At 70.4% G+C, this 21,115-nt stretch carries 18 protein-coding genes; 9 read left to right on the top strand and 9 right to left on the bottom strand.

The window, feature by feature from the left end; genetic code table 11:
* Positions 1 to 127 precede the first annotated feature (127 nt).
* Both ACW9TB_RS26165 and ACW9TB_RS26160 read left to right on the top strand, forming a co-directional pair.
* The gene (locus ACW9TB_RS26165) at positions 128 to 523 is read left to right on the top strand and encodes a DNA-directed RNA polymerase subunit alpha C-terminal domain-containing protein (RefSeq protein WP_472750705.1); all 396 of its coding nucleotides are present in this window, start codon (positions 128 to 130) and stop codon (positions 521 to 523) included.
* A gap of 490 nt (positions 524 to 1,013) precedes the next feature.
* The gene (locus tag ACW9TB_RS26160; protein WP_472750704.1) at positions 1,014 to 1,196 is read left to right on the top strand and encodes a hypothetical protein; all 183 of its coding nucleotides are present in this window, start codon (positions 1,014 to 1,016) and stop codon (positions 1,194 to 1,196) included.
* Positions 1,197 to 1,460: 264 nt separating this feature from the next.
* Here the strand turns inward: ACW9TB_RS26160 and ACW9TB_RS26155 are convergent, their stop codons facing one another.
* A complete protein-coding gene (locus tag ACW9TB_RS26155; protein WP_472750703.1) occupies positions 1,461 to 1,811 on the bottom strand; it encodes a hypothetical protein in 351 nt (116 codons plus the stop codon).
* 336 nt (positions 1,812 to 2,147) lie between these two features.
* A complete protein-coding gene (locus tag ACW9TB_RS26150; RefSeq protein ID WP_472750702.1) occupies positions 2,148 to 3,044 on the bottom strand; it encodes an alpha/beta fold hydrolase in 897 nt (298 codons plus the stop codon).
* Between the two features lie 397 nt (positions 3,045 to 3,441).
* Between ACW9TB_RS26150 and ACW9TB_RS26145 the strand changes: the two genes are divergently transcribed.
* The gene (locus ACW9TB_RS26145) at positions 3,442 to 4,779 is read left to right on the top strand and encodes a hypothetical protein (RefSeq protein WP_472750701.1); all 1,338 of its coding nucleotides are present in this window, start codon (positions 3,442 to 3,444) and stop codon (positions 4,777 to 4,779) included.
* A gap of 438 nt (positions 4,780 to 5,217) precedes the next feature.
* On the opposite strand, the gene ACW9TB_RS26140 is transcribed toward ACW9TB_RS26145, so the two are convergent.
* Complete coding sequence (locus ACW9TB_RS26140) at positions 5,218 to 6,291, bottom strand: alkene reductase (protein WP_472750700.1); 1,074 nt, start codon at positions 6,289 to 6,291, stop codon at positions 5,218 to 5,220.
* Positions 6,292 to 6,401: 110 nt separating this feature from the next.
* Between ACW9TB_RS26140 and ACW9TB_RS26135 the strand changes: the two genes are divergently transcribed.
* A complete protein-coding gene (locus ACW9TB_RS26135) occupies positions 6,402 to 6,779 on the top strand; it encodes a MerR family transcriptional regulator (RefSeq protein WP_472750699.1) in 378 nt (125 codons plus the stop codon).
* Positions 6,780 to 6,829: 50 nt separating this feature from the next.
* On the opposite strand, the gene ACW9TB_RS26130 is transcribed toward ACW9TB_RS26135, so the two are convergent.
* Both ACW9TB_RS26130 and ACW9TB_RS26125 read right to left on the bottom strand, forming a co-directional pair.
* The gene (locus ACW9TB_RS26130) at positions 6,830 to 10,009 is read right to left on the bottom strand and encodes a S41 family peptidase (protein ID WP_472750698.1); all 3,180 of its coding nucleotides are present in this window, start codon (positions 10,007 to 10,009) and stop codon (positions 6,830 to 6,832) included.
* A 94-nt stretch (positions 10,010 to 10,103) separates the two neighbouring features.
* Positions 10,104 to 10,298: a hypothetical protein gene (locus tag ACW9TB_RS26125; RefSeq protein ID WP_472750697.1), complete on the bottom strand. Its 195-nt coding sequence runs from the start codon at positions 10,296 to 10,298 to the stop codon at positions 10,104 to 10,106.
* Between the two features lie 379 nt (positions 10,299 to 10,677).
* Here ACW9TB_RS26125 and tuf point away from each other — a divergent pair, with 379 nt between their 5' ends.
* A complete protein-coding gene (gene tuf / locus ACW9TB_RS26120; protein WP_472750696.1) occupies positions 10,678 to 11,850 on the top strand; it encodes an elongation factor Tu in 1,173 nt (390 codons plus the stop codon).
* A 305-nt stretch (positions 11,851 to 12,155) separates the two neighbouring features.
* On the opposite strand, the gene ACW9TB_RS26115 is transcribed toward tuf, so the two are convergent.
* Entirely contained in the window at positions 12,156 to 12,611 is a 456-nt protein-coding gene (locus ACW9TB_RS26115; protein WP_472750695.1) for a hypothetical protein, read from the bottom strand.
* Positions 12,612 to 12,943: 332 nt separating this feature from the next.
* Here ACW9TB_RS26115 and ACW9TB_RS26110 point away from each other — a divergent pair, with 332 nt between their 5' ends.
* The gene (locus tag ACW9TB_RS26110; protein ID WP_472750694.1) at positions 12,944 to 13,231 is read left to right on the top strand and encodes a DUF3040 domain-containing protein; all 288 of its coding nucleotides are present in this window, start codon (positions 12,944 to 12,946) and stop codon (positions 13,229 to 13,231) included.
* A gap of 127 nt (positions 13,232 to 13,358) precedes the next feature.
* Here ACW9TB_RS26110 and ACW9TB_RS26105 read toward each other — a convergent pair whose 3' ends face one another.
* Positions 13,359 to 14,990, bottom strand: coding sequence for a penicillin-binding transpeptidase domain-containing protein (locus ACW9TB_RS26105; RefSeq protein ID WP_472750693.1), 1,632 nt, complete (start codon positions 14,988 to 14,990; stop codon positions 13,359 to 13,361).
* Positions 14,991 to 15,060: 70 nt separating this feature from the next.
* Positions 15,061 to 15,711 (bottom strand): lysophospholipid acyltransferase family protein, encoded by a 651-nt coding sequence (locus tag ACW9TB_RS26100; RefSeq protein ID WP_472750692.1) that lies wholly within the window; start codon positions 15,709 to 15,711, stop codon positions 15,061 to 15,063.
* Positions 15,712 to 16,556: 845 nt separating this feature from the next.
* Here ACW9TB_RS26100 and ACW9TB_RS26095 point away from each other — a divergent pair.
* The 3 genes from ACW9TB_RS26095 (at position 16,557) to ACW9TB_RS26085 (ending at position 20,359) form a co-directional block, all read left to right on the top strand.
* Positions 16,557 to 18,020, top strand: a complete 1,464-nt coding sequence (locus ACW9TB_RS26095) for a sugar ABC transporter ATP-binding protein (RefSeq protein WP_472750728.1) — start codon at positions 16,557 to 16,559, stop codon at positions 18,018 to 18,020.
* A gap of 259 nt (positions 18,021 to 18,279) precedes the next feature.
* The gene (locus ACW9TB_RS26090) at positions 18,280 to 19,302 is read left to right on the top strand and encodes an ABC transporter permease (protein ID WP_472750691.1); all 1,023 of its coding nucleotides are present in this window, start codon (positions 18,280 to 18,282) and stop codon (positions 19,300 to 19,302) included.
* Complete coding sequence (locus tag ACW9TB_RS26085) at positions 19,292 to 20,359, top strand: ABC transporter permease (RefSeq protein WP_472750690.1); 1,068 nt, start codon at positions 19,292 to 19,294, stop codon at positions 20,357 to 20,359. Before ACW9TB_RS26090 ends, ACW9TB_RS26085 begins: the two co-directional genes overlap by 11 nt.
* Here ACW9TB_RS26085 and ACW9TB_RS26080 read toward each other — a convergent pair.
* Entirely contained in the window at positions 20,333 to 21,034 is a 702-nt protein-coding gene (locus tag ACW9TB_RS26080) for a hypothetical protein (RefSeq protein WP_472750689.1), read from the bottom strand. The two genes, ACW9TB_RS26085 and ACW9TB_RS26080, sit on opposite strands and share 27 nt — an antisense overlap.
* Between the last annotated feature and the right edge of the window lie 81 nt (positions 21,035 to 21,115).

Below are 21,115 nucleotides of genomic sequence, written 5' to 3'. Positions count from 1 at the left end.
TCAGTGGGTATCTGATCGGCGCGGGCACGCCACTTGATTTGGGGCGCACGTTCTGCGATACGCCTGCGCCTAACCCTCCGGCATGATATTTACCTGAAAGACGATATCGCCGGAGAAGGGTGGCCCGATGACGCCGACGGCACTGAACTTCATGATCGAGACGCTTGAGGTCGCCTTGAAAAACGCTGAACCCGTGACTTACGGTGGCACGGAAGGGCGAAAAGAGGTCGGCCGTGTCATCGCCGGGCTGAAGAACAAAGCACTGTTCTACGAAGGCGGCCCGCGCGGCTGGAACATAGCGGATCTGGCCGGTAACAAAGCCTTCGACCCGCAGATGCCACTGGCGAAACTGAGGCTCGGCAATCGGCTGGGAAACCTTCTTGGCCGTGAGGACATATGCGTAATAGCCGACCTGACGACCCGCACCGACGAAGAGTATCTGGATATCCCCAACATGGGCGTCATCTCCATGGACGAACTCCGTGACAAGCTGCGGCATTACCTGGAAACGAATCCGCTGTAGATCTGATACGGCTTGCCCTGTCTCGGCCGTCGTCTACCGGCCGCCGCGGGGCCGAAAGACCCCGCCCGGCTTGTGGGATCGACCCTGATCACCTGGTCGAGCGGGATGGGGCTGCCCAGTCACCACCCCGGACACCCCACCCCAGAGACCGGACGCCCGGGTGTGCTCGGCGAAGAGGCAAGGACATCAGCTCACCAACACGATAGCTCATGAAAAGATCTTGAAGGTGAGAATCGTACGCCTCGGAATGAGAAACCTTCCACACGGATACAGATCCCCCTCTTCGAAACCTTGTCCGGTGAGAAGGTTCAAATCCTGAAGTCACGTGTTTTCGCAGCTCACCGACGTAAATAGCTGACATCCCTGAAACGGATGTCTTTCAGGTGACCGAAGCGCCCGCACACCCTATGGTTTCCTCCACGCAGTCCTTACCAGGCCGTGCGAAAACGAAACCGCTCGGCGAAGAGGCATCGAGGGGCAGGGAGAGCGGATGCCGAAGGATCTTGTGGCGTTGGTGGCTGGAGTCATGGTCACGATCACCGTCGTCATCGTGGCGGGTTATGCCGCCGCCAAGCCGGCACACGCCGCACCGGCCCAGACCCTGCTGGCCATAGCGGCACCACTCGGAGTCATTCCAGCTATTTTGATTGCTCTATACAGCACTCAAGGATGAGCCGGATGTTCCCCAAGGCTGACCGAATGTGTTTTTGGAACGAACTGCCCTTGCGGGACCGTCAGGTACTGGGCCGTATCGGAAAACGCACCCACATCTATAAGGGAGACATCGTCTTTTCCGCGGCAAACCCTAGCCTGGTGATCGTCATGTCGGGCGGCTGGGCGCGGCTTCAGGAGTCCGGGGCCGGGTGGCCGGGGCCAGGCCCGCGCCGCGCATCAGCTTGCCGTAGCGGTCGGTCGCCTCCACAACCCCGCGGACGCTCTAGCTGAGCGCCTTCTCCAACTGGGCCTTTGTCATCTTCGAACGCCCCTTGACGCCGCGGCGCCTGGCCTCGGCATACAGCTGATCCCGCGTCCGGCCGCCCGCACCCGAGTGCGAGCGCAGCCCGCCGCGCCGCGATGAGGAGATGTCCTCGATCGAGGTACGGCTCGCGGTCCGCGACTCACCGGCCCTGGCCCGCTCCTTGTTCACCGTACGGGCCGCGATCTCGGCCGCCAGCTTCTCGCTCACGCCGCGCTCGCGTTCGCTGTCCTTGATGTGCTCGTACTGCCGTTCCCGCTTGGAACTCGATCCCCGAGGCATGACGATCTCCTCCCCCTGATCCTTTCGCATCTGTGCCCTTGTCCGGTCCATGCCCCAACGCCGCCCAGGCATGCGGGCACCGGCCGAACGGAGATCACTGGCCAGGCGTAGGGGAGTCCGGCAGCCCTGCGGCGCTCGCTTTCGGGCACCCGCTGCGCCCGCCGTGCTGGTCGTCCCGCATCAAGGACCCCACCCCTCCCAGTCGGCCGGCTCACCTGCGGCCCCCGCCCTCCCGGCACCGGCCACGACGGCCAAGCGGGTGCGCGTGCCGTCACCCGCTGCGACGACACCGTCATCGCCCACGACGAGTTCAGCCCCGCTTCTTCTCATGCCCGCGACCGCCATCGCCACCGGTCCCGTCTCGGATCAGCCACCGAAGAAGTCGCCCAGGGCGGCGGCGAGCGCGTCCGGGGCCTGTTCTGCCACATGGTGGCCGGAGTCGATCCCATGGCCACGTAGGTCAACGGCCCAGTGCCGCCAGATCTTCAGCGGGTCGCCGTACAGGTCTTCGAGGTCGTCGCGCAGTGACCACAGGACCAGAGCGGGGCAGCGCAATCGCACCCCGGCGGCCCGGTCGGCCTCCTCGTGGCGCAGGTCGACGGTGAGACCGGCCCGGTAGTCCGCCAGCATGGCCCGCACCACGTCGGGATTCCTGGTGGCCGTACGGAACTCGTCGTAGTTCTCCCGGCCCATGCTCTGCGGGTCGCCGTGGTACCAGCTGTCGGGGTCGGCGTTGATGACGCGTTCGGGGATGTCCGGCTGGGCGAAGAAGAACCAGTGCCACCACTGGGTCGCGAACGTCGCGGTGATGCGAGACAGGTGCTCGCTGATGGGCAGACAGTCCAGGAACGCCACCTGAGAGACCGCGTCGTGGTGATCCAGCGCGAGGCGGAGCGCGACGGCGCCCCCTCGATCGTGTCCGGCCAGAGCGAACCGGGCATGCCCCAAGGAACGCATCACCGCCACCATGTCGTTCGCGACGGCGCGCTTGGAGTGCCCGGAATGATCGGCAGTGGGTGCCGGGCCGCGCGAGCGGCCGTATCCCCGCAGGTCAGGGCAGATGACCGTGAAGCCGCGCTCGACCAGCCGAGGCGCGACGCGATGCCAGGTCGCGGAGGTCCGAGGATGACCGTGCAGCAACAGCACCGGCGGTCCCTCCCCGCCGTGGCGGACGAAGATGGACGCTTCCTCGACTTGGATCAGTTTTTCCTCGAAGTCTTCGAACATCGCCTCGACGTCCCCCGGGCGCGGCTCGACAATCATCGGCCTGTGGCGTGATCGTGTCCGAGAATCGGTCTTGGGGTCAAGGGATCAACGCATCACCGGTCATGAGGATGATCACGCTGGACATCAACTGCTCTGTCGACGCTTCGTTGACGTGACAACGTTCTCGGGCCAAGACCACTTCGCCCTCTCCCCGCGCGCCCCGGCTGGCCGCTTCTCGACTTCCTGGATAAGTCTTTTTATCCGGGAGTCCCGATATGGCCTACCCGGATAAGAAGAGAATGGGTCCCCGGGGTCTTACGTCTATGACCTTTTTGTCACGCCGCCGCCGGGTGTTTCTGGGCATTCATCACCTAAATGTCGTTTTAACCGCTTGTCTGTACGGTGTCGTTCCCGCATGATCCAGATGGGGAGTGAGGCGTATCGAAGGGCGACGATGAAGGCATTGCTGGTTTTCCTGGGCGTCGCCGCGGCGATCGCGCTGGTCGTGGTCATCGCGCTGTTGCGGGACCCGGCGGGCGGCGGGCCAGGTGAGGAGCGCGTGGCCTCGGATTCCACCGTCACGGCCTCCGCCTCACCCGTGGCGGGAAAGAGCGTGCTGCTGGACGTCGAGGGCGCCGTCATCGAGGAGTTCTCCGGCGACTGCGTGGGCAGCGGGTATCCCTACCTGTGCCAGAAGGTCAGGGAGCGGCTTCTCGCCGAGGACCCGGGGCTGCTCACCGGTGCCGGCCTGACGATCCGTACGACGATCGACCAGCGGCTCCAGCGGGTGGCGCAGCGGGCCATCGACGCCCACGTCCACCGTGACGACGCGCAGGTCGCCACCCAGGTCATGATCGTCCCGGGTGAGGGTGCCATCAGGGCCATGGCCACCAGCCGTGGGAGCGGAGACGAGACAGCCTTCCAGCAGGGTACGACGGCGATGCCCTACACCCTGGCCGCCGCGCTCGCCGCCGGTCTGCGCCACGACGACGGCTTCCAGATCTCGGACGAGTACCGCGCCCCGGACTACGCGGCGTTCAAGAACTGCGCGGGCCAGGTTGTCGCCGACCCGACCCACACCATCGTGAACCTGGAAAAGCGCGGGGACCGGTTCGTCACCCTGCGCTCGGGCACCCGGGAGGTGGTGAACACCTTCTACCTGCGCCTGACGGAGAAGGTCGGCCTGTGCGAGACCGTCAGGATGGCCGAGCGGCTCGGGCTCAGACGCGCCGACGGGTCGCCGCTTCGGGAGTTCGAGGTGTTCACGATGGGCATCAACGAGGTCGACCCCGTTTCCGTGGCCAACTCCTACGCCAGCCTCGCCGCCCGTGGCCGCTTCTGTGAGCCGATGGTGATCACGGAGATCCGCGGCGGCTCAGGTGCCCCGCGCTCGTTCCCGCCGCGCTGCGGCCAGGTCCTGGATCCGGCGGTCGCCGACGCGGTCACCGCGGTGCTGTCGGAGGTCCTGGCGAAAAGCGCGCTCGGTGGCATCGGCCGCGAGGCGGCGGGCATGCCCGGCACGACCGACAGCTTCACGGCGGCCTGGTATGCCGGATACACCCCCGGCCTGGCCTCGGCCGTCAGCCTCGGCGACCCGCGCGGCGCGCTTCGGCACCCGCTGGTCGACGTCACCATCGGCGGCCGCCACTACCCGCGGGTGGACGGCACGTCGGCTCCCGGCCTGATCTGGAAGGAAGCGATGACCAGGGCGGTGCGAGGGACACCGGAGACCGGCTTCACCCGGCCGGACGCCGAGCGCTTCGGCGCCTGCCGCGACGCCTGCCCGAACTGACCGCCGCGACCCGCCCGCCCGGCCGCCGCCGTCCCGCCGACCGCGCCGGTGCCGTGCGGGCCGGGGGTGAGCCGGGCACAGGCCCTCGGGGGGATGTTCACCTCGTACGAGACGGGACGGCGGTGGCTGACTCTCGGTGTCCGCGTCACCTCGTGGTCGATCGAAGGTATCCGCGAGAACCGCCGGTCCCGCCCCGGCTGTGGCCGATCGACGCGGGCCAGGCCAAGAGCGCTCCGTCGTGCAGGCGTTCGGAGACCTGGACGGCCCTGAGACCGTCGTGAACGTCACCGGCCCCGAGCGCCCGCCGCGTCCCGGCGGCGGGCTCGCCGCCCTACCGGCCGACGACGGTGGCAGGAGTGGGTCCCGGCGCTCACACGGCGTCGCGGAGGTCCTCGCGTACGGAAGTGCCTCAAGAAACTCACAGGGGGCGGAGCGGCATCAGGCGGTGTGCTGGTACGCCGAGTAGGTCAGGTAGCCCGCGTCGCCGCCCTGGTAGTACGTCGCCTCGTCGACGGGAGCGACGGGGAGGCCGGTACGCAGCCGCTCGACCAGGTCGGGGTTGGCGAGGAACCCCCGGCCGAAGCTGATGAGGTCGGCGCCCAGCCCGAGCCAGTGGTCGGCCTCGGCCCGCCCGGTCTGCTTCGGGCCCATCGGCAGCACCGGGTTCACGACGAGGGTGCCCGGCCACGCGCGGCGCAGCCCGATCAGCACCTCCTCGTCGGCGGTGGCCTCCAGATGGACGTAGGCCAGGTCGAGGCGGGCCAGCTCGGTCAGCAGCGCGGCGTACAGCCTCGGGACCTCGGTCTCCCGCACCCCCCAGAACGTCCCGCCAGGGGAGAGGCGGATCCCGGTCCTGGCCGCGCCGACGGCTTCGGCGGTCGCGGACACCGCCTCGACGGCGAACCGGATCCGGTTGGTCACCGAGCCGCCGTAGCGGTCCGTGCGCAGGTTGGCGTTCGACGAGAGGAACTGCGAGATCAGGTAGCCGTTCGCGCCGTGCAGTTCCACGCCGTCGAAGCCCGCCTCGACGGCCCGGCGGGCGGCCCGGCCGTAGGACTCGGCGTGCTCGGGCACCTCGGCGGTGTCCAGGGCGCGCGGCGTCGGCGCGGGCCGGGGCCCGGAGGGGGTGAACACGTCGCCGACGGCCGGGACCGCTGAGGGCCCGACCGGCCGCATGCCGGTGGTGTCGGGATGGGAGACCCGTCCGCCGTGCATGAGCTGGGCGAAGATCCGCCCGCCGTTGGCGTGTACGGCGGCGGTCACCTGGCGCCACGCGGAGACCTGCTCGTCGGTGTGCAGTCCCGGCGTACCCGGGTTGGACTGCCCGACCAGGCTCGGCTGCGTGCCCTCGGAGATGATCAGCCCGGCCGTCGCGCGCTGAGCGTAGTACGTCGCCATCGACGGCGTCGCCAGCCCTCCGGCTGCGGCCCGGACCCGTGTCATCGGGGCCATCGCCATCCGGTTGGGGAGCGTCAGGTCGCCGAGCCGGTAGCTGTCGAAAAGGGTTGTCACGTCGTCCTCCGCGGTCGTCGGTCCCGGATTGCGGGTACGACGAGTACGCTAAAAGCTCACATCCATGTCAGAGGCAAGTCCTGTGTCGCAGATCACAGTGGGAGGACGGCGTGCGCATCGGCGAGCTCGCGTCACGGACCGGGGTCAGTGTCCGGTCGCTGCGCTACTACGAGGAGCAGGGGCTGCTCGCCAGCACCCGCAGCTCCAGCGGGCAGCGGCACTACACGGACGACGAGGTCGAGCGGGTCGCGTTCATCCAGCGCCTATACGCCGCGGGCCTGTCCAGCCGTACCATCGCCGAACTGCTCCCGTGCACCGAGTCGCCCAGCGCGGAGAACTCCGACGTCGCCCTGGAGCGGATGGCGCAGGAGCGCGACCGGCTCTCCGCGCACATCGGCGACCTCGTCCGCACCCGTGACGCGCTCGACGAGCTGATGGCCACGAACCGGGCGCACCGCGAGAGGCTGGTGACGTCGCCGCCCGGCTGACCACCGCCGGCAGCCGGGGCGTCCCCCGCCAGAGAAGACGCAGAGGGGACTCAGAGGGGACGCTGGCGGGGCGGCAGGCGCGGCACCACGAGCCGGGGCCTGGCCGCCGGGTTGGGCGTGTGGGGCGGCTGGAGGACCAGACGTTCCTGGGCGGCCTCGATCGCCCGGTCCAGCTGGGTGTCCATCCCCGCCGCGTAGTCCTGCGGGGTGATGTCGACCTCGATGTCGGGGTCGGTGCCGTAGTTCTCCACCCGCCAGCCCACGTCGTCGAAGGCGAAGGAGAACTCCGGCTGGGTGGTGACCGTGCCGTCGGCCAGGTGGTGCCGGGGCCAGGTGCCGATCACCCCGCCCCAGGTGCGCTTGCCGATCAGGGGACCCAGGCCCAGCAGCTTGAAGGTGTGGCTGAAGATGTCGCCGTCGGAACCGGCCCACTCGTTGGTGACGGCCACCATCGGGCCGCGCGGCGACTCGTCGGGGTAGGGCTCGGGCACGCCCCAGCGCGGGAAGTCGTAGCCCAGGCGGCGCCGGGCCAGCTTCTCCAGCAGCAGCGCCGACACGTGGCCGCCGCCGTTGAAGCGGACGTCCACCACGAGGGCCTCGCGGTCGTACTCGGCGAGGAAGCCCCGGTGGAACTCGGCGTAGCCCTCCGGGCCCATGTCCGGGATGTGCAGGTAGCCGATCCGGCCGCCGCCGAGCTCGTGGCAGCGGGCCCGGTTGGCCTCCACCCAGTCGCGGTAGCGGCCAGGCTGCTCGTCGCCGATGGCCCGCACGGTGACGGTCCGCCTGTCGTCCCCGCGCCGGATCGTCAGCTGGACCTCCTGGTCGGCCTGGTTGACCAGCAGCTCGTCCGGGCTCACGTCCACGCCGACGGGCTGGCCGTTGACGGCCAGCACCGCGTCACCCGGCCGTACGTCCACCCCGAGGCGGTTGAGCGGCGAGGTCGCCTCGGGATTCCACCGGTCGCCGCCGACGATCCGCGCGATCCGGTGGACGCCGTCCGCGTAGGCCCAGTCGACGCCCAGCTTGCCCTGCCGGTAGTGCGGCCGGGACCGGTAGGCGCCGCCGCTCTCGTAGGCGTGGGAGGTGCCCAGCTCGCCGAGCAGCTCCCACAGCAGGTCGGAGAACTCGCCCCGGGTGGTGACCCTGTCGACCAGCGGCAGGTAGCGCCGGTAGACGTCGTCCCAGTCGAGCCCCGCCATGTCCTCGGTCCAGAAGTTCTCCCGCTGCAGCCGCCAGGCCTCCCTGAACATCTGCCGCCACTCCGCCTCGGGCCGGATGGACACCTTCACCCTGGACAGGTCCACCCACCCGCTCGTACGGCCGGGCGCGTCGTCGTCCTCGGGCTCCTCGCCCGCCTTGACCATCCGCAGCCGCTTGCCCGACTGGTAGAGCAGCGTGCTCCCGTCGCGGCCGAGCTGGAACTCCGACACGTCCCCGACCAGGGTCTCCTGCTTCTGCTTGGCGAAGTCGTAGACGTGCAGGGTGCCGTCGGAGGAGTCGGCGTAGTCGTCGCCCAGGCTGCCCTCGACGGGGAAGGTCAGGTAGACGGCCTTGCCCTTGATGCCCGCGACGGCGTCGTAGCGCCCCTCGGGGACGGGGAAGACGACGACCCGGTTCTCGATGCCGTCCAGGTCGATGACGACCTCGGGCGGCCCCTCGTCCTCGCCGTCCTCCTCCTCGTCGTCCTCGTCGTCGTCCCCGAGCGGCCGGGGCTCGGGGACGAAGGGCGAGGGGACGTCGGCGCGCAGCGCGATCGCGTAGGGACGGGAGCCCAGCGGGAAGCTCAGGTCGAAGTGGAGCTCGTCGTAGACCGGGTTGAAGACGCGCTGGCCGATGAAGTACAGGTAGTCGCCGCCCGGGTCGAAGGCTGGGCGGGCGTCCCACAGCACCGGCCGGGTCGCGAGGAACGTCTCACCCGTCTCGACCCTGCACAGCTTCACCGCCGTCGTCTGCGCGGTGTCGCGACAGGCGTACGCCAGCCAGCGGCCGTCGGGGGACCAGGCCAGGTCCTCGATCGCGTCGAACCTGCTGGAGTCGATCACCCTGCCCCGCGCCGGGCCCTCCTCGCCCGTACGGCCGGGAGCCTCGCCGGGCGCGAGGTCGACCAGGATCAGCTCGTTGCGGTGGTTGGCCACCGCGACCAGGTCGGCGGCAGGGGAGACCGCCAGCTCGATGGCCCGGCCGGTGTCGAGGTGGTCGAGCCTGACGGGCTCGGCGCCCCCGTCGGCGGTGAGCACCGTCAGCACCTCGCGGTCGCCCTCGTCGCTGGCCGCCGCCACCAGCCGCTCGCCGTCGTTGAGCCAGTTCAGCAGCCGGTAGCGCACCCCGTACAGCGCGCCGTGCTGGCGTACCGGCCCCTCCCAGGCGGCGAAGGAGAACGCCTTGCCCCGGGTGGTGACGGCCAGGCCGACGCCGTCGGGGCTGAGGGTCGCGCTGTCCAGGAAGTCCTCGGCCGGGGCGAAACGGCGGTTGCGCTGGGTGCGCGAGCTGCGCAGCCGCACCTCAATGAGGCGTGACTCGCCGTCCTCCACCAGGTAGAGCTCGCCTCCGGCGTGGTAGACCAGCCGGTGGCCGTCACCCGACAGGTTGCGGGCGTAGTAGTCGGTGTGGTCGGAGTGCCTGCGCAGGCCGCCGCCGTCCGCGTCGCAGGAGTAGACGTTGCCGATTCCCTCGTGGTCGGAGATGAAGTAGATCCGGTCACCGGCCCAGCGGGGCGAGGCGAGGTTGCCGGGCAGCGCGGTGAGCCGCCGGAACCGCCCGTCCTCGCCGGTCTCGATCCACAGGTCGCCCACCGTGCCGCCCCGGTAGCGCTTCCACCGGGCGGGGTCGGCGGTGTTGCGGCCGAGCACGATCCGCGGGCCGTACGAGATGGTGTTGGCGGGGCCGTACGGCAGGCGCTCGGGCACCCCGCCCGGCTCCACCCGATGCAGCCAGGTGCGTCCCTCGAAGGGCTGGCCCTGGTCGCTGGCGTAGACGATGCCGCCGGTGGGATCCCAGCCGGTGACGCTGGAGCGGGCCCCGTGGTAGGTCACCCGCTGGGCCGCGCCACCGTCGGCGGGCATCACGTAGACCTCCTCGGGCCCCTCCTCGCGGCCGACGAAGGCGAGCCGGTCGCCGCCGGGGGAGAAGCGCGGATATCCCGCCTCGGCCACCCCGGCGGTCAGCCGGAAGGCCCGCCCGCCGTTGGCGGTGACCATCCACAGGTCGTCCTCGGCGGCGAAGACCACCATGTCACCAAATATCGTCGGAAATCGCAGGTAGGCGGGCATCGTGTCACTCCATGATCGGGTGACCGGATTTCACCCCGGTCACCCGATCATGATTTCACGCCCTCGGCGGCTGGGCGGCCCGCCCGCCCAGGTGGGCGGCCCCCGTCTCCGGCATCCTGGCCTCGGGCTGCTCGCCCTGTCTCTTCGCCTCCTTCGCCGACCGGGTCGCCTTGATCGCGGCCTTCTTGCTCTTTCCCGAGCCCTTCGCGGCCTTGTTCTTGGAATCCTTGGCGTCCTTGGAGTCCGTCATCGTTTCCCCCGTTGTGCTTGATGGACGATGCCTTTGATTAGGCATTCAAGGAGGTTTAATACCCTTTACGGGCATCAATCATCCACGGTCCGTGGCGGTACGAGCGCGGAGAGTGACGTGAGGCGCGCCAGGGCGTCCGGGCCGGAAATCCGGTTGCGGTCCCGCCCGGCCGTACCCGACCATGAACGCATGTTCCGGCACGCCATCCTCGCGACGCCCGCCACCGCGGGCGCGCCGGGGCGTGCCCCGATGCCCGCCGCACCGCGGCTCGACGGCGCGGAGCGCTGACCCCTTCCCGTGAGTCCCGGGTGACCCGGCGGGGAGGGGTCGGCCGAGCACGGGTCGCCGCCACAGGCGAGCATCGAGGGAAAGAACAGTCATGGCCAAGCAGGCCTACGTGCGGAACAAGCCGCACCTCAACATCGGCACGATGGGACACGTCGACCACGGCAAGACCACGCTCACCGCGGCCATCACCAAGGTGCTCAGCGAGCGGGGCGGCGCGAGGTACGTGCCGTTCGACCGGATCGACCGGGCTCCCGAGGAGGCGACGCGGGGCATCACCATCAACATCTCCCACGTCGAGTACGAGACGGCCACGCGGCACTACGCCCACGTGGACATGCCCGGCCACGCCGACTACGTGAAGAACATGATCACGGGGGCGGCGCAGCTCGACGGGGCGATCCTGGTGGTGTCCGCGCTGGACGGGATCATGCCGCAGACCCGCGAGCACGTGCTGCTCGCGCGTCGGGTGGGTGTCGAGCACGTCGTGGTCGCGCTCAACAAGTCCGACGGGGCCGACCCGGAGCTGGCCGACCTCGTCGAGCTGGAGCTGCGGGACCTGCTCACCGAGCACGGCTACCTGGACGTGCCCGTCGTCAGGGTCTCCGGGCTGCGGGCGCTGGAGGGCGACCCGGAGTGGGTGGCGTCGGTCGAGGCGCTGCTCCGGGCGGTCGACGACCACGTCCCGGTGCCGGTCCGCTACACCGGCGCCCCGTTCCTGCTCCCGGTGGAGAACGTGCTCACCGTCACCGGGCGGGGCACGGTCGTCACCGGGGCGATCGAGCGCGGCACGGTCACGGTCGGCGACACCGTCCAGGCCGTCGGGCTCGGCGAGGGCTTCACCGCCGTCGTCACCGGGGTCGAGACCTTCGGCAAGACCATGGAGCGGGGTGAGGCCGGTGACAACGCGGCGCTGCTGCTGCGCGGGATCCGGCGCGAGCAGGTACGGCGCGGCCAGGTGCTGGCCGCCCCCGGCACCCAGACCGCCCACCGCGTCTTCACCGCCCGCGTCCATCTCCTGACCGGTCGGGAAGGCGGGCGGAGCGGTGCCGTCGCGACGGGTTACCGCCCGCAGTTCTACCTGCGGACGACCGACGTGCCCGGCCGGATGGACCTGGGCGGCACCGGCCTCGCGCTGCCCGGCGAGACGGTCGAGGTGACCGTCGAGCTCGGCAGGCCGGTGGCGCTGGAGGCCGGTCTCGGCTTCGCGATCCGCGAGGGCGGCAGGACGGTCGGCGCGGGCACGGTGACGGCCCCGCTCGGCTGAACCGAGCTCCGCGCGGTCCGGTACGGGCCGTCCCGGACCCGCCTCCGCCTTGAATGGCCGGGTGGCGGGTCCGGGAGGGCTTTTCGTGTGGGCTTTCCGGACGGGTTTTCCGGGCGGGCTTTCCGACGGGACGGGAGGTCGGCGCCGAAGGGATGGACGGCGGTGGCGCCCTCTTCCCGCCGGTTGGTCTGGTCGGTTGGTCCGATTGGTCGGTCCGGGCGGTCGTTTGGTTCGGTCGGTCCGGGCGGTCGCGGTCCGGTTGGTCGGTTTGGTTGGTCCGGGCGTCGCCGTCGTGGTGGTCCCTTTTATGCCCCGCCCTCGCCGTCGGGGTTTCCGGCGAGGGCCCGCGCGGCCGCCGCGTCGTGCTCGCTCATGCCCTCGTAGCCGCTGCGCCGGTGCTGCTCGGCCTGGTCGTCGATCCACCGGCCGTGCGCCTCCCACGCGGCCTGCTTGCTCGTGCCCAGGGCCGCGCCGATCTGCGACCACGACGCGCCCGTGGCCCGCGCGGACCGTACGGCGAGCTGGCGCCCGTAGCCCGCCTTGCGCGCGACCACCTCCCCGAGCGCGAGGAGCTCCAGGGTCTCGTCGCGGGTGAGGGATGGCGTCTCGGGATCGGCGGGGTCGTTGGGGTCGTCGGGGTGCTCTCCGCCGGTGGCGTCACCCGCCGCCGGAGCCAGGGCGTCGCGCACGCGGAGCTCGTCGTATCGGGTGGCGGCGGTCAGGAGCGTGAAGTCGCCTTCGAGGCTGTCCGGTGTGAACATGCCCCCAGCATTCCGTCAAGCCACCCTGACGTCAAGAAGGCTTGACGCTCTATCGCCGCCGGGCAGGGATGTGGGCGTCACGGAAAGCGCTCCCGACCCGCCGGGTGGTGCGACGGAGAAGATCGGGGGCGGTGGAATGTCGAGATCGCGGAGAAGGCTGGGAATCGCCCGACACCCCCGGCGGCGCCGCGCCCGCCCCTCGCGAGGGCATGATCGCGTGCTCGGATTGCGTCCGTGAAAAGAAGAGGTAAATCGAAGCCCTCGGAAAGGATAATGATCTTCACGATTGGGCAGAACGTCCGCACACGGCTTGCGTTCCGGGGAGGTGATGCATGGCCTGGTCACAAGACGAAGAGCGCATGCTGCTGCAGATCGAGCGCCACCTCATCGATGAGGATCCACGGCTCGCCGCGCGGCTGGAGTCGTTCAACGAGCGTGTCCAGCGCAAGGAGGGCGGCGCTCGCAGGCGTGGCACGAAGAAGGGACGGGGCCGGGCCTCCCGGCGTCTCCGCCGTTCGACGGTCATCATCATGTTCAGCTGGTTGCTGATCGCGACGTTGATCGCCACGCTGCTCATCATGGTCCTGCGCCACGAGGCCGCCGCCGCGTTCCCGTTGTGATCACGACGGCGGGCGAGGTGATCAGGATCGTCAGGGGGAGCCTTAGCGAAGGCTTTCGCATGACCTCGTGAGCGCGGAAGTACCCTGGAAGTAAAGATCAACTTCGGGGTACGGTCCGGAGCCCCTGTCAGCCCAGGGCGCGCAGGAAGTCGGCGGCCACCGGGGCGGCGACCGCGCCGCCGCCCGAGCCCTCCTCGACGATCACCGCGAAGGCCACCTCGCCGCGGAAGCCGATGAACCAGGCGTGTGTCTTCAGGTCGCCCTGCTCGCCGTACTCGGCGGTCCCGGTCTTGCCCCGGGTGCCCTTGGGCAGGCCCGCGTCCTTGGCGGTGCCCTTGGTGACGACCGCGGACATCATCTGGTGCATGCTCGCCATGACGGCCTCGGGCAGGGCCTGCGGCTGCGTCTCCTGCTTGATCGAGGAGACCAGGGTCGGCGGGCGCCACGTGCCGTCGGCCAGCGCGGCGGCGACCGAGGCCATCATCAGCGGGCTGGCGGTGATCCGGCCCTGGCCGAACGACTCAGCGGCCAGTTCGGCGTCGCTCTCGGCCTTGGGGAAGCTGCCCTTGGCGGCCACGACGCCGATGTTGAGCGGCTTGTTGAAACCGAACAGCTCCGCGGTGCTCAGCAGCTTGTCGGAGCTCAGCCGGTCCTTGGTCAGCGGCGCGAAGGTGGTGTTGCAGGAGTAGGCGAAGGAGTCGGACAGCGTCACCGAGCCGTAGGCGGCGTGGTGGGAGTTACGGATCGGCAGGCCGCCGACCTTGACGTCCTTGGGGCAGGTGACCCGATCGCCGGGATTCATCCCCTCGGCCAGCAGCCCCACGGCGGTGACCGCCTTGAAGGTCGAGCCGGGAGGGTAGTTGCCGTCCAGGGCCCGGTTGAAACCGCCCTGGTTGTTCACCACCGCGAGGATCTCGCCCGAGGAGGGCCTGATCGCGACCAGGGCCGCGGTCTTCTTCAGGTCGCGGACGGCCTCGACCGCGGCCCGCTGGACCCGCATGTCCAGGGTGGTCTCCAGCGCCTCGCCGGACTCGCCCTCGATCGTGCCGAGCGTCTTGACCGCCTTCTTGTCCGCGCCGACGAGCTCGATCTCGGTGTCCGGCGTTCCGGCCAGGCGCTCCTGGAAGGTGTGCTGCAGCCCGCTCGCGCCGACCGCGTCACCCACCTTGTAGGGCACGCCCAGCTTCGCGGCGCTCTTCGCGGTGGCCTTCTCCAGGTAGCCGACGAGCTGCTGCACCGAGCCGCCCACGTCGGAGCCGTCGATGCGGCCGCCGTCCGCCGAGGTGATCGCGGCCCGTTCCGGCCACTTCGTCTTCAGCGCGAAGGCGGTGGTCGCGGTCAGGTCGGGGTGGACGGCCTTGGGCGACCACTTGACCCGCCAGTGCCGGTCGACGACCGCGAGGTCGACGCTGCCGGAGTAACTCCACTCGCCGACGTCCTTGAGTCTCAGCGTGGCGGTGTAGGTGGCCTGTCCCGTGCCGTCCCCGGTCTCGCGCACCCCGTCGAGCCGTACCGCGGTGCTCTCCACCGCCAGGGCCTTGCGCATGTTGTCGTACGCCGTGGCGAAGGCCGGGTCCGGCGCTCCCAGCTCGGCGCGCATGCCCGCCAGGTTGCCGCTCTGCCAGGCGCCGACGAACCGCTCCGCGGTCTCCTGGGGCGTCCCCCTGGTGTGCAGGTACCACCAGGCGCCGCCCCCGGCGGCCCCGGCCACCAGCACGACGGCTGCCGATGTGATCGCGATCGTTCTGCCCCGTGCCACCTGACCCCCCAGTTCGCTGCCCCAGGGCCGCAGCCTAGCGCGTACTAATGCGACATATGTCCATAAATGATCATTTGCTCTGTGTACGGCTGGGTGCGTAGCTTGCCGCGTACTCCTGTCCGGAGAGCTCCTGGATCGCGAACATGATCTCGTCGGTCACCCTGCGCCGGTCCCGCGCGCTCGTCTCTGAGCCGGTGAAGGTCATCGGCTTGCCGATGCGCACCTTCACCCGGCCCAGCCTGGGCCTCGCGGCCCCGATCGGCAACACCTCGCCGGTGCCCTCCATCGCCACCGGGACCACCGGGGCGCCGGTGGCCAGGGCGAGCCAGGCGACGCCGACCTTGCCCCGGTAGAGGCGGCCGTCGGGGGAGCGGGTGCCCTCCGGGTAGATGCCGAACAGCTCGCCGTTCTTGAGCACCTCCGCCGCCGCGTCGAGCATGTCCTGGGCCGAGGTGGGACTCTGCCGGTCGATGCTGATCTGGCCGGTGGCGCGCATCCACATCGCGGTCACCGGATTGCCGGTGAAGTACTCGGCCTTGGCGACGAAGCGCACCTGGCGCTTGAGCACCAGCGGCAGGAAGGTCGAGTCGAGGATCGACAGGTGGTTGGAGGCCATGATGGCCGGACCCGTGACGGGAACGTACTCGTGTCCGGTGACCGTGGTCGGCCAGAGCAGGTGCAGGATCGGAGCGCCGACAATCTTGGTCAGGCGATAGAGCACGGACTCTCCTCATGAGACGGGTTACCCAACACTAGGTGGTGGCCCGACGGCCGACGGTTGTACGCACCCGCACAAGCGAAGCTCACAGGTTTGTAGCCCTCCTCCAACGCCGCCGCGCTTTTCCGGGGCAAATCCAGTGAAACCCCCCACTGGGCGCGGACGAGCACGGAGAAAAAGAAACGCCCCGCGGGCCGGAAGGGCCCGCGGGGCGTGACGTTTGGTGCCGATGTGGCGGTCGCCTCCTCGGCGAGAGGCACAACACGGCTCCAGCCGAACGGTATTCCGTGAAGGCGGTAATTTGCGGCCCGGGGGACACAAACCACATCGGCACGATCACTCTAACCGACGTCTGCCGCTGGTTATTCCGCTTTGGGGCTACCGGCGTGTCCCGCGCGGTCGCGAGCTCCGGAGATCCGCAGGTCACGGCCCTCCGGCGCCCTCCCGGAGAAGCTCCGGCCGATGTCGTGGCGGGTGGCCCGGCCTGGTCCGCCGGGCGTGTCGAGGCCGGGCCCGGGGACCACGTCCTCGCGAGGTGTCCGAGGCTCCGCGATCGCCGCTCCCGGTACGGGCGACGATTAAAACGTGTTATTCGATCTCGGGAAGACCTCGTCCCGGAGGCGGTGCGCGCCTCGGCCCACCCCGTCCGAGAGGTGGCGTAACGCATTGGAAACGAGGGTTTCATCCCCCATTGACAAGGAAGACGGCCGGGATTAGCGTCCCGCTCACCCTACTAAAACGTTTTTAGGTCCTGGGAGAGGTGTGGCGCGGTGACCGTACCGGACGAGGGAGAGGCGCCGCTCGGGCCGCCCTCCGGCGAGCCCCCTCCGGTCCTGGCGCTGGCCGGGGTGAGCAAGGCGTTCGGCGCCGTACGGGCGTTGCGCGACGTCTCCCTCGACCTGTACGCGGGAGAGGCGCACGCGCTCGCCGGGGAGAACGGCGCGGGGAAGTCCACGCTGGTGAAGATCCTGGCGGGGGTGCACCGGCCGGACACCGGGCGGGTTCTGCTGGACGGCGAGCCGGTGGAGTTCGGCGACCCCGCCGACGCCCAGCGGGCGGGCGTCGCGGTGATCTACCAGGAACCCACGATGTTCCCCGACCTGTCGGTCGCCGAGAACATCTTCATCGGCCGCCAGCCCCGGCGTACCCTCGGCCGGATCGACCGCGCGGCCATGCGCGCCCGGACCGCGCGGCTGTTCGCCGGGCTCGGCGTGGCACTCGACCCCGAACAGCCCGCCCGCGGCCTGTCCATCGCCGACCAGCAGCTCGTCGAGATCGCCAAGGCGCTGTCGCGGGACGCGCGAGTACTGATCATGGACGAGCCCACCGCGGCGCTGTCGGGCAACGAGGTGGCCCGGCTGTTCGACGTGGTCGGGACGCTGCGCGAGCAGGGGTGCGCGGTCCTGTTCATCTCGCACCGCCTGGACGAGATCTTCGAGCTCTGCCAGCGGGTCACCACGCTGCGCGACGGCGCCCGGATCGCCGCCGAGCCGGTCGCGGGCCTGACACACGAGCACCTGATCCGCCGGATGGTCGGCCGCGACCTCGGCACCCTCTACCCCAAGCAGGAGACCGAGACCGGTGAGGTCGCGCTCAGGGTGGGCCGGATCACCCGCGAGGGCGTGTTCACCGACGTCTCCTTCGAGGTACGGCGGGGTGAGATCGTGGCCCTCGCCGGGCTGGTCGGGGCCGGACGCAGCGAGGTCGCCCGCGCGATCTTCGGGGTGGACCGCCGGGACGCCGGGACCGTCGAGGTGAACGGCAGGCCGCTGCCCGCCGCGTCCCCGACCGCCGCGATGTCCGCGGGCCTGGCCCTGGTCCCCGAGGACCGGCGCCAGCAGGGCCTGGTCATGGACCACTCCATCGAGCGCAACATCGGGATCACCGGGCTGAGGACACTGCGCCGCGGCCCGGTGATCTCCCGCGCCGCCGAGCGCGACCGCGCCCGCGACTGGGCGATCCGGCTCCGGCTCAGGTTCGACCGGCTGTCGGACGCGGTCAACGTGCTCTCCGGCGGCAACCAGCAGAAGGTCGTGCTGGGCAAGTGGCTCTCCACCGAACCCGGCGTGCTCATCGTCGACGAACCCACCCGGGGCATCGACGTGGGGACCAAGGCCGAGGTGCACCGGCTCCTGTCCCAGCTGGCCGCCGACGGCCTCGCCGTGCTGATGATCTCCTCCGACCTGCCCGAGGTGCTCGGCATGGCCGACCGGGTCCTGGTCATGCGGGAGGGGCGGCTCGTCGCCGAGATCCCGCGCGAGCGGGCCACAGAGGAGAGCGTCATGTCGGCGGCGACCGGGAGGATCTCGTGATGAGGCGGGACGAGGGCACGGGCCCTATCGGACGTCCGGGCGGGGGCGCCGGTGGACATGTTTCGGGCACACGCCGTGTGAGGGGTGGCTCAGGGAGCCGCGTCCCGGTCGCGCGTCTTACGGAGGAGGCCGGAGAGTACGGCGCTCCGGGAGCGTGGGTGACGGGCGGGGGCGCCGGTGGAGACGTTCCGGGTGCGCGCCTTACGGGGGACGGTCTCAAAAGGTGCGTCCCGGGCCCGCGAGCGGCGAGGGAGGGCGTATGAGCGCCGTCACCGCGGGGCGGAGCGCCCGCGGCCTGGTGGACCTGGTGTTCCGGGCCCGCGAGCTGAGCATCGTGGTGGCGCTGGCCGTCCTGGTCGCGGTGACCGCGAGCGCCAACGGCAACTTCCTGTCCGGGCAGGGCCTGACCGACATCTTCCTCAACGCCTCCATCCTGGTACTGCTCGCCGTCGGCCAGTCCGTCGTCGTCATCACCCGCAACATCGACCTGTCCGCCGGGTCGGTGGTCGGGCTGGTGGCCTTCACCGTCGGCGACCTCCTCTCCGCCGGTCACGGCAGGGGCGTCGTCTTCGCGGTCGTGCTGGGCGTCGCGATCGGCGCGCTCTGCGGCCTGGCCAACGGCCTGCTGGTCAGCTTCGGCCGGGTACCGGCCCTGGTGGTGACCCTCGGCACGCTGTACGTGATCCAGGGCGTCGGCCACTACATCGCCCACGGGCGGCAGATCAACGCCGTCGACCTGCCCCCCGCGCTGCTCTCCCTGGGCAACGGCTCGGTGCTCGGGGTGCCGTACCTGCCGGTGATCGCCGTCGCGGTGATGCTGGCCGTCGGCTACTACCTGCGCTCCTACGCCTCGGGCCGCGACTTCTACGCCATCGGCTCCAGCCCGGAGGCCGCGAGCCTGGCGGGCGTGCCGGTGCGGCGCCGCGTGATGGGGGCCTACCTCTTCAGCGGCGCGCTCGCGGGCCTGGCCGGGGTGCTCTGGCTGTCGCGGTTCGGCACCGTGGTCGCCGACGCCGCCAACGGCTGGGAACTCCAGGTGGTCGGCGCCGTCGTGGTCGGCGGGGTGGCGATCACCGGCGGCGTCGGCACCGTGTACGGCGCGGCGCTCGGCGCGCTGCTGCTCACCACCATCACCAGCGCGCTGGTCGTGCTCAAGATCAACCCGTTCTGGCAGCAGGCCGTCACCGGCGCGCTGCTGCTCCTGGCGATCAGCGTCGACCGGCTGCTCGCGCTGCGGGTCGCGCGGGTACTGCGGAGGAGGAACTCCCGACATGGCTCCTGACGTGACGACCGCGAAGGCCGGGGTGACGACCGTGCCGCCCACCGGCCGGCCGGAGCGCGGCTCGCTCGGCCGCCTGCTCCGCTGGGACGTGTTCGTCGGCCTGCTGCTCGTCCTCGTCCTCATCGGCGGCTCGGCCGGATCGCCCGGTTTCGCCAGTGTCGGCAACCTGTCGTTCGCGCTCGGCGACCTGGGGGAGATCGCGCTGGTCGCGCTGGCGATGACCATGCTGGTGGTGGCCGCGGAGGTGGACCTGTCGGTGGCCTCGGTACTCGGCCTGTCCAGCGCGCTGGTCGGCTCGCTCTGGGACGCGGGCTGGGCGATCGAGACGATCATCCCGCTGGCGGTCGCGGTGGGAGCGGTGTGCGGGCTGGTCAACGGCCTCCTGGTGACCAGGCTCGGGCTGCCCTCGCTCGCCGTCACCATCGGCACGCTCGCGCTCTACCGGGGCCTCGCCTACGTGGTGCTGGGCGACAGGGCGATCGCGGAGTTCCCGGCGCCGTACACGGAGCTGGCGGTGGGCGACGTGCCGGGCACGCCGATCCCGTACCCGGTGGCGCTGTTCGTCCTGCTGGCCGCGGTCACCGCCGTGGTGCTGCACTCCACCGGCTTCGGCCGGTCGCTGTTCGCGATCGGCGCGCAGGAGGAGGCGGCGCGGTTCGCCGGTATCCGGGTCAAGCGGATCAAACTGATCCTGTTCGTGCTCTCGGGCACCGTCGCCGCCTTCGCCGGGGTGATCTTCACCCTGCGGTACGGCAGCGCCCGCGCCGACAACGGCATCGGGCTGGAACTCGCCGTCATCGCCGCCGTACTCCTCGGTGGCGTCGACTTCGACGGGGGCCGGGGCACCCTCGGGGGCGTGATCGCCGGGGTGCTGCTCATCGGCCTGCTGCGCAACCTGCTCATGCTCAACGACGTGGCGACCGAGATCCAGTCGATCGTCACCGGCCTGCTCCTGATCATCTCGGTGATCACCCCGCGTCTCGTCACCGCGGCGTCGCGGCGCGGGCACGCCCGAGTCGTCCGGGACGCGTCACCGCAGCAGGCTGACACCTCGTGAGATGACGACCACGGAGAGGATGAGCGCCGACACCGACTGCGCGGCCATGAGGAGCTTCGCCCGTACCGACAGCGGCATGGTGTCGGTGGGGCTGAACGCGGAGGAGTTCGTCACCGACACGTAGAGGTAGTCGAGGAAGCCGGGCGTCCAGCCCGACCTCGCCGACGACCGGGAGGCCACCTCGGCGACGGCGTCGTGGTCCTCGTCCTGCGGGAAGCGGAAGTCGGCCGCGGGCAGGTGGCCGCCCTTCGCCTGGGTGCGCCGTACGGGTCCTCCCCGGTCGAGCTCCCAGAAGGCCAGCCCGAAGATGATGATGTTGGTCACCCACACCTCGCCCGCGGCGAGCAGCAGCTGCCTGCCCTCCCTCACCTCCTCTGACACCAGCTCGATGATGAGCAGGACCAGCGACACCCCGTTGGTCACCGCGATGACCAGGACGAGGGCGAGGGACAGCCGCCTCATCAACCAGTTCTCCCGGACCATGCGCCGGGGGTTGATCGCTATCAGGGGCACCAGCAGTAGCAGCTCCAGCGTGGGGATGACATACCGCGGCCCGAGGATGAGCCTGCCCGGCAGTGCCGCGTACAGCACCGCGGCGACCATCACCGCGCACGCGGCGGGGAGCCGGGGCTCGCCCGGGTGCCCGCGCCGCTCCGCCCGCTGCCTCGCGTTCACGCCGTCAGGCTCCGGTGGTCGCGATGGTCGCTTTGGTCATGGCGTGCTCGACGTGACGGTGTTCATACGGTGCCTCCGGTA

The organism is Streptosporangium sp. H13245 (assembly GCF_055690525.1).
The sequence above is the reverse complement of the archived record's forward strand: the minus strand, read 5'-3'. Positions and strand labels throughout refer to the sequence as shown.

Coding starts and splice junctions, on each gene's coding strand:
- ACW9TB_RS26145 (WP_472750701.1), top strand. CDS start 3,442: ATGAAGGCATTGCTGGTTTTCCTGGGCGTCGCCGCGGCGATCGCGCTG.
- ACW9TB_RS26150 (WP_472750702.1), bottom strand. CDS start 3,044: ATGATTGTCGAGCCGCGCCCGGGGGACGTCGAGGCGATGTTCGAAGAC.
- ACW9TB_RS26110 (WP_472750694.1), top strand. CDS start 12,944: ATGGCCTGGTCACAAGACGAAGAGCGCATGCTGCTGCAGATCGAGCGC.
- ACW9TB_RS26155 (WP_472750703.1), bottom strand. CDS start 1,811: ATGCGAAAGGATCAGGGGGAGGAGATCGTCATGCCTCGGGGATCGAGT.
- tuf (WP_472750696.1), top strand. CDS start 10,678: ATGGCCAAGCAGGCCTACGTGCGGAACAAGCCGCACCTCAACATCGGC.
- ACW9TB_RS26085 (WP_472750690.1), top strand. CDS start 19,292: ATGGCTCCTGACGTGACGACCGCGAAGGCCGGGGTGACGACCGTGCCG.
- ACW9TB_RS26130 (WP_472750698.1), bottom strand. CDS start 10,009: ATGGTGGTCTTCGCCGCCGAGGACGACCTGTGGATGGTCACCGCCAAC.
- ACW9TB_RS26090 (WP_472750691.1), top strand. CDS start 18,280: ATGAGCGCCGTCACCGCGGGGCGGAGCGCCCGCGGCCTGGTGGACCTG.
- ACW9TB_RS26115 (WP_472750695.1), bottom strand. CDS start 12,611: ATGTTCACACCGGACAGCCTCGAAGGCGACTTCACGCTCCTGACCGCC.
- ACW9TB_RS26165 (WP_472750705.1), top strand. CDS start 128: ATGACGCCGACGGCACTGAACTTCATGATCGAGACGCTTGAGGTCGCC.
- ACW9TB_RS26160 (WP_472750704.1), top strand. CDS start 1,014: ATGCCGAAGGATCTTGTGGCGTTGGTGGCTGGAGTCATGGTCACGATC.
- ACW9TB_RS26125 (WP_472750697.1), bottom strand. CDS start 10,298: ATGACGGACTCCAAGGACGCCAAGGATTCCAAGAACAAGGCCGCGAAG.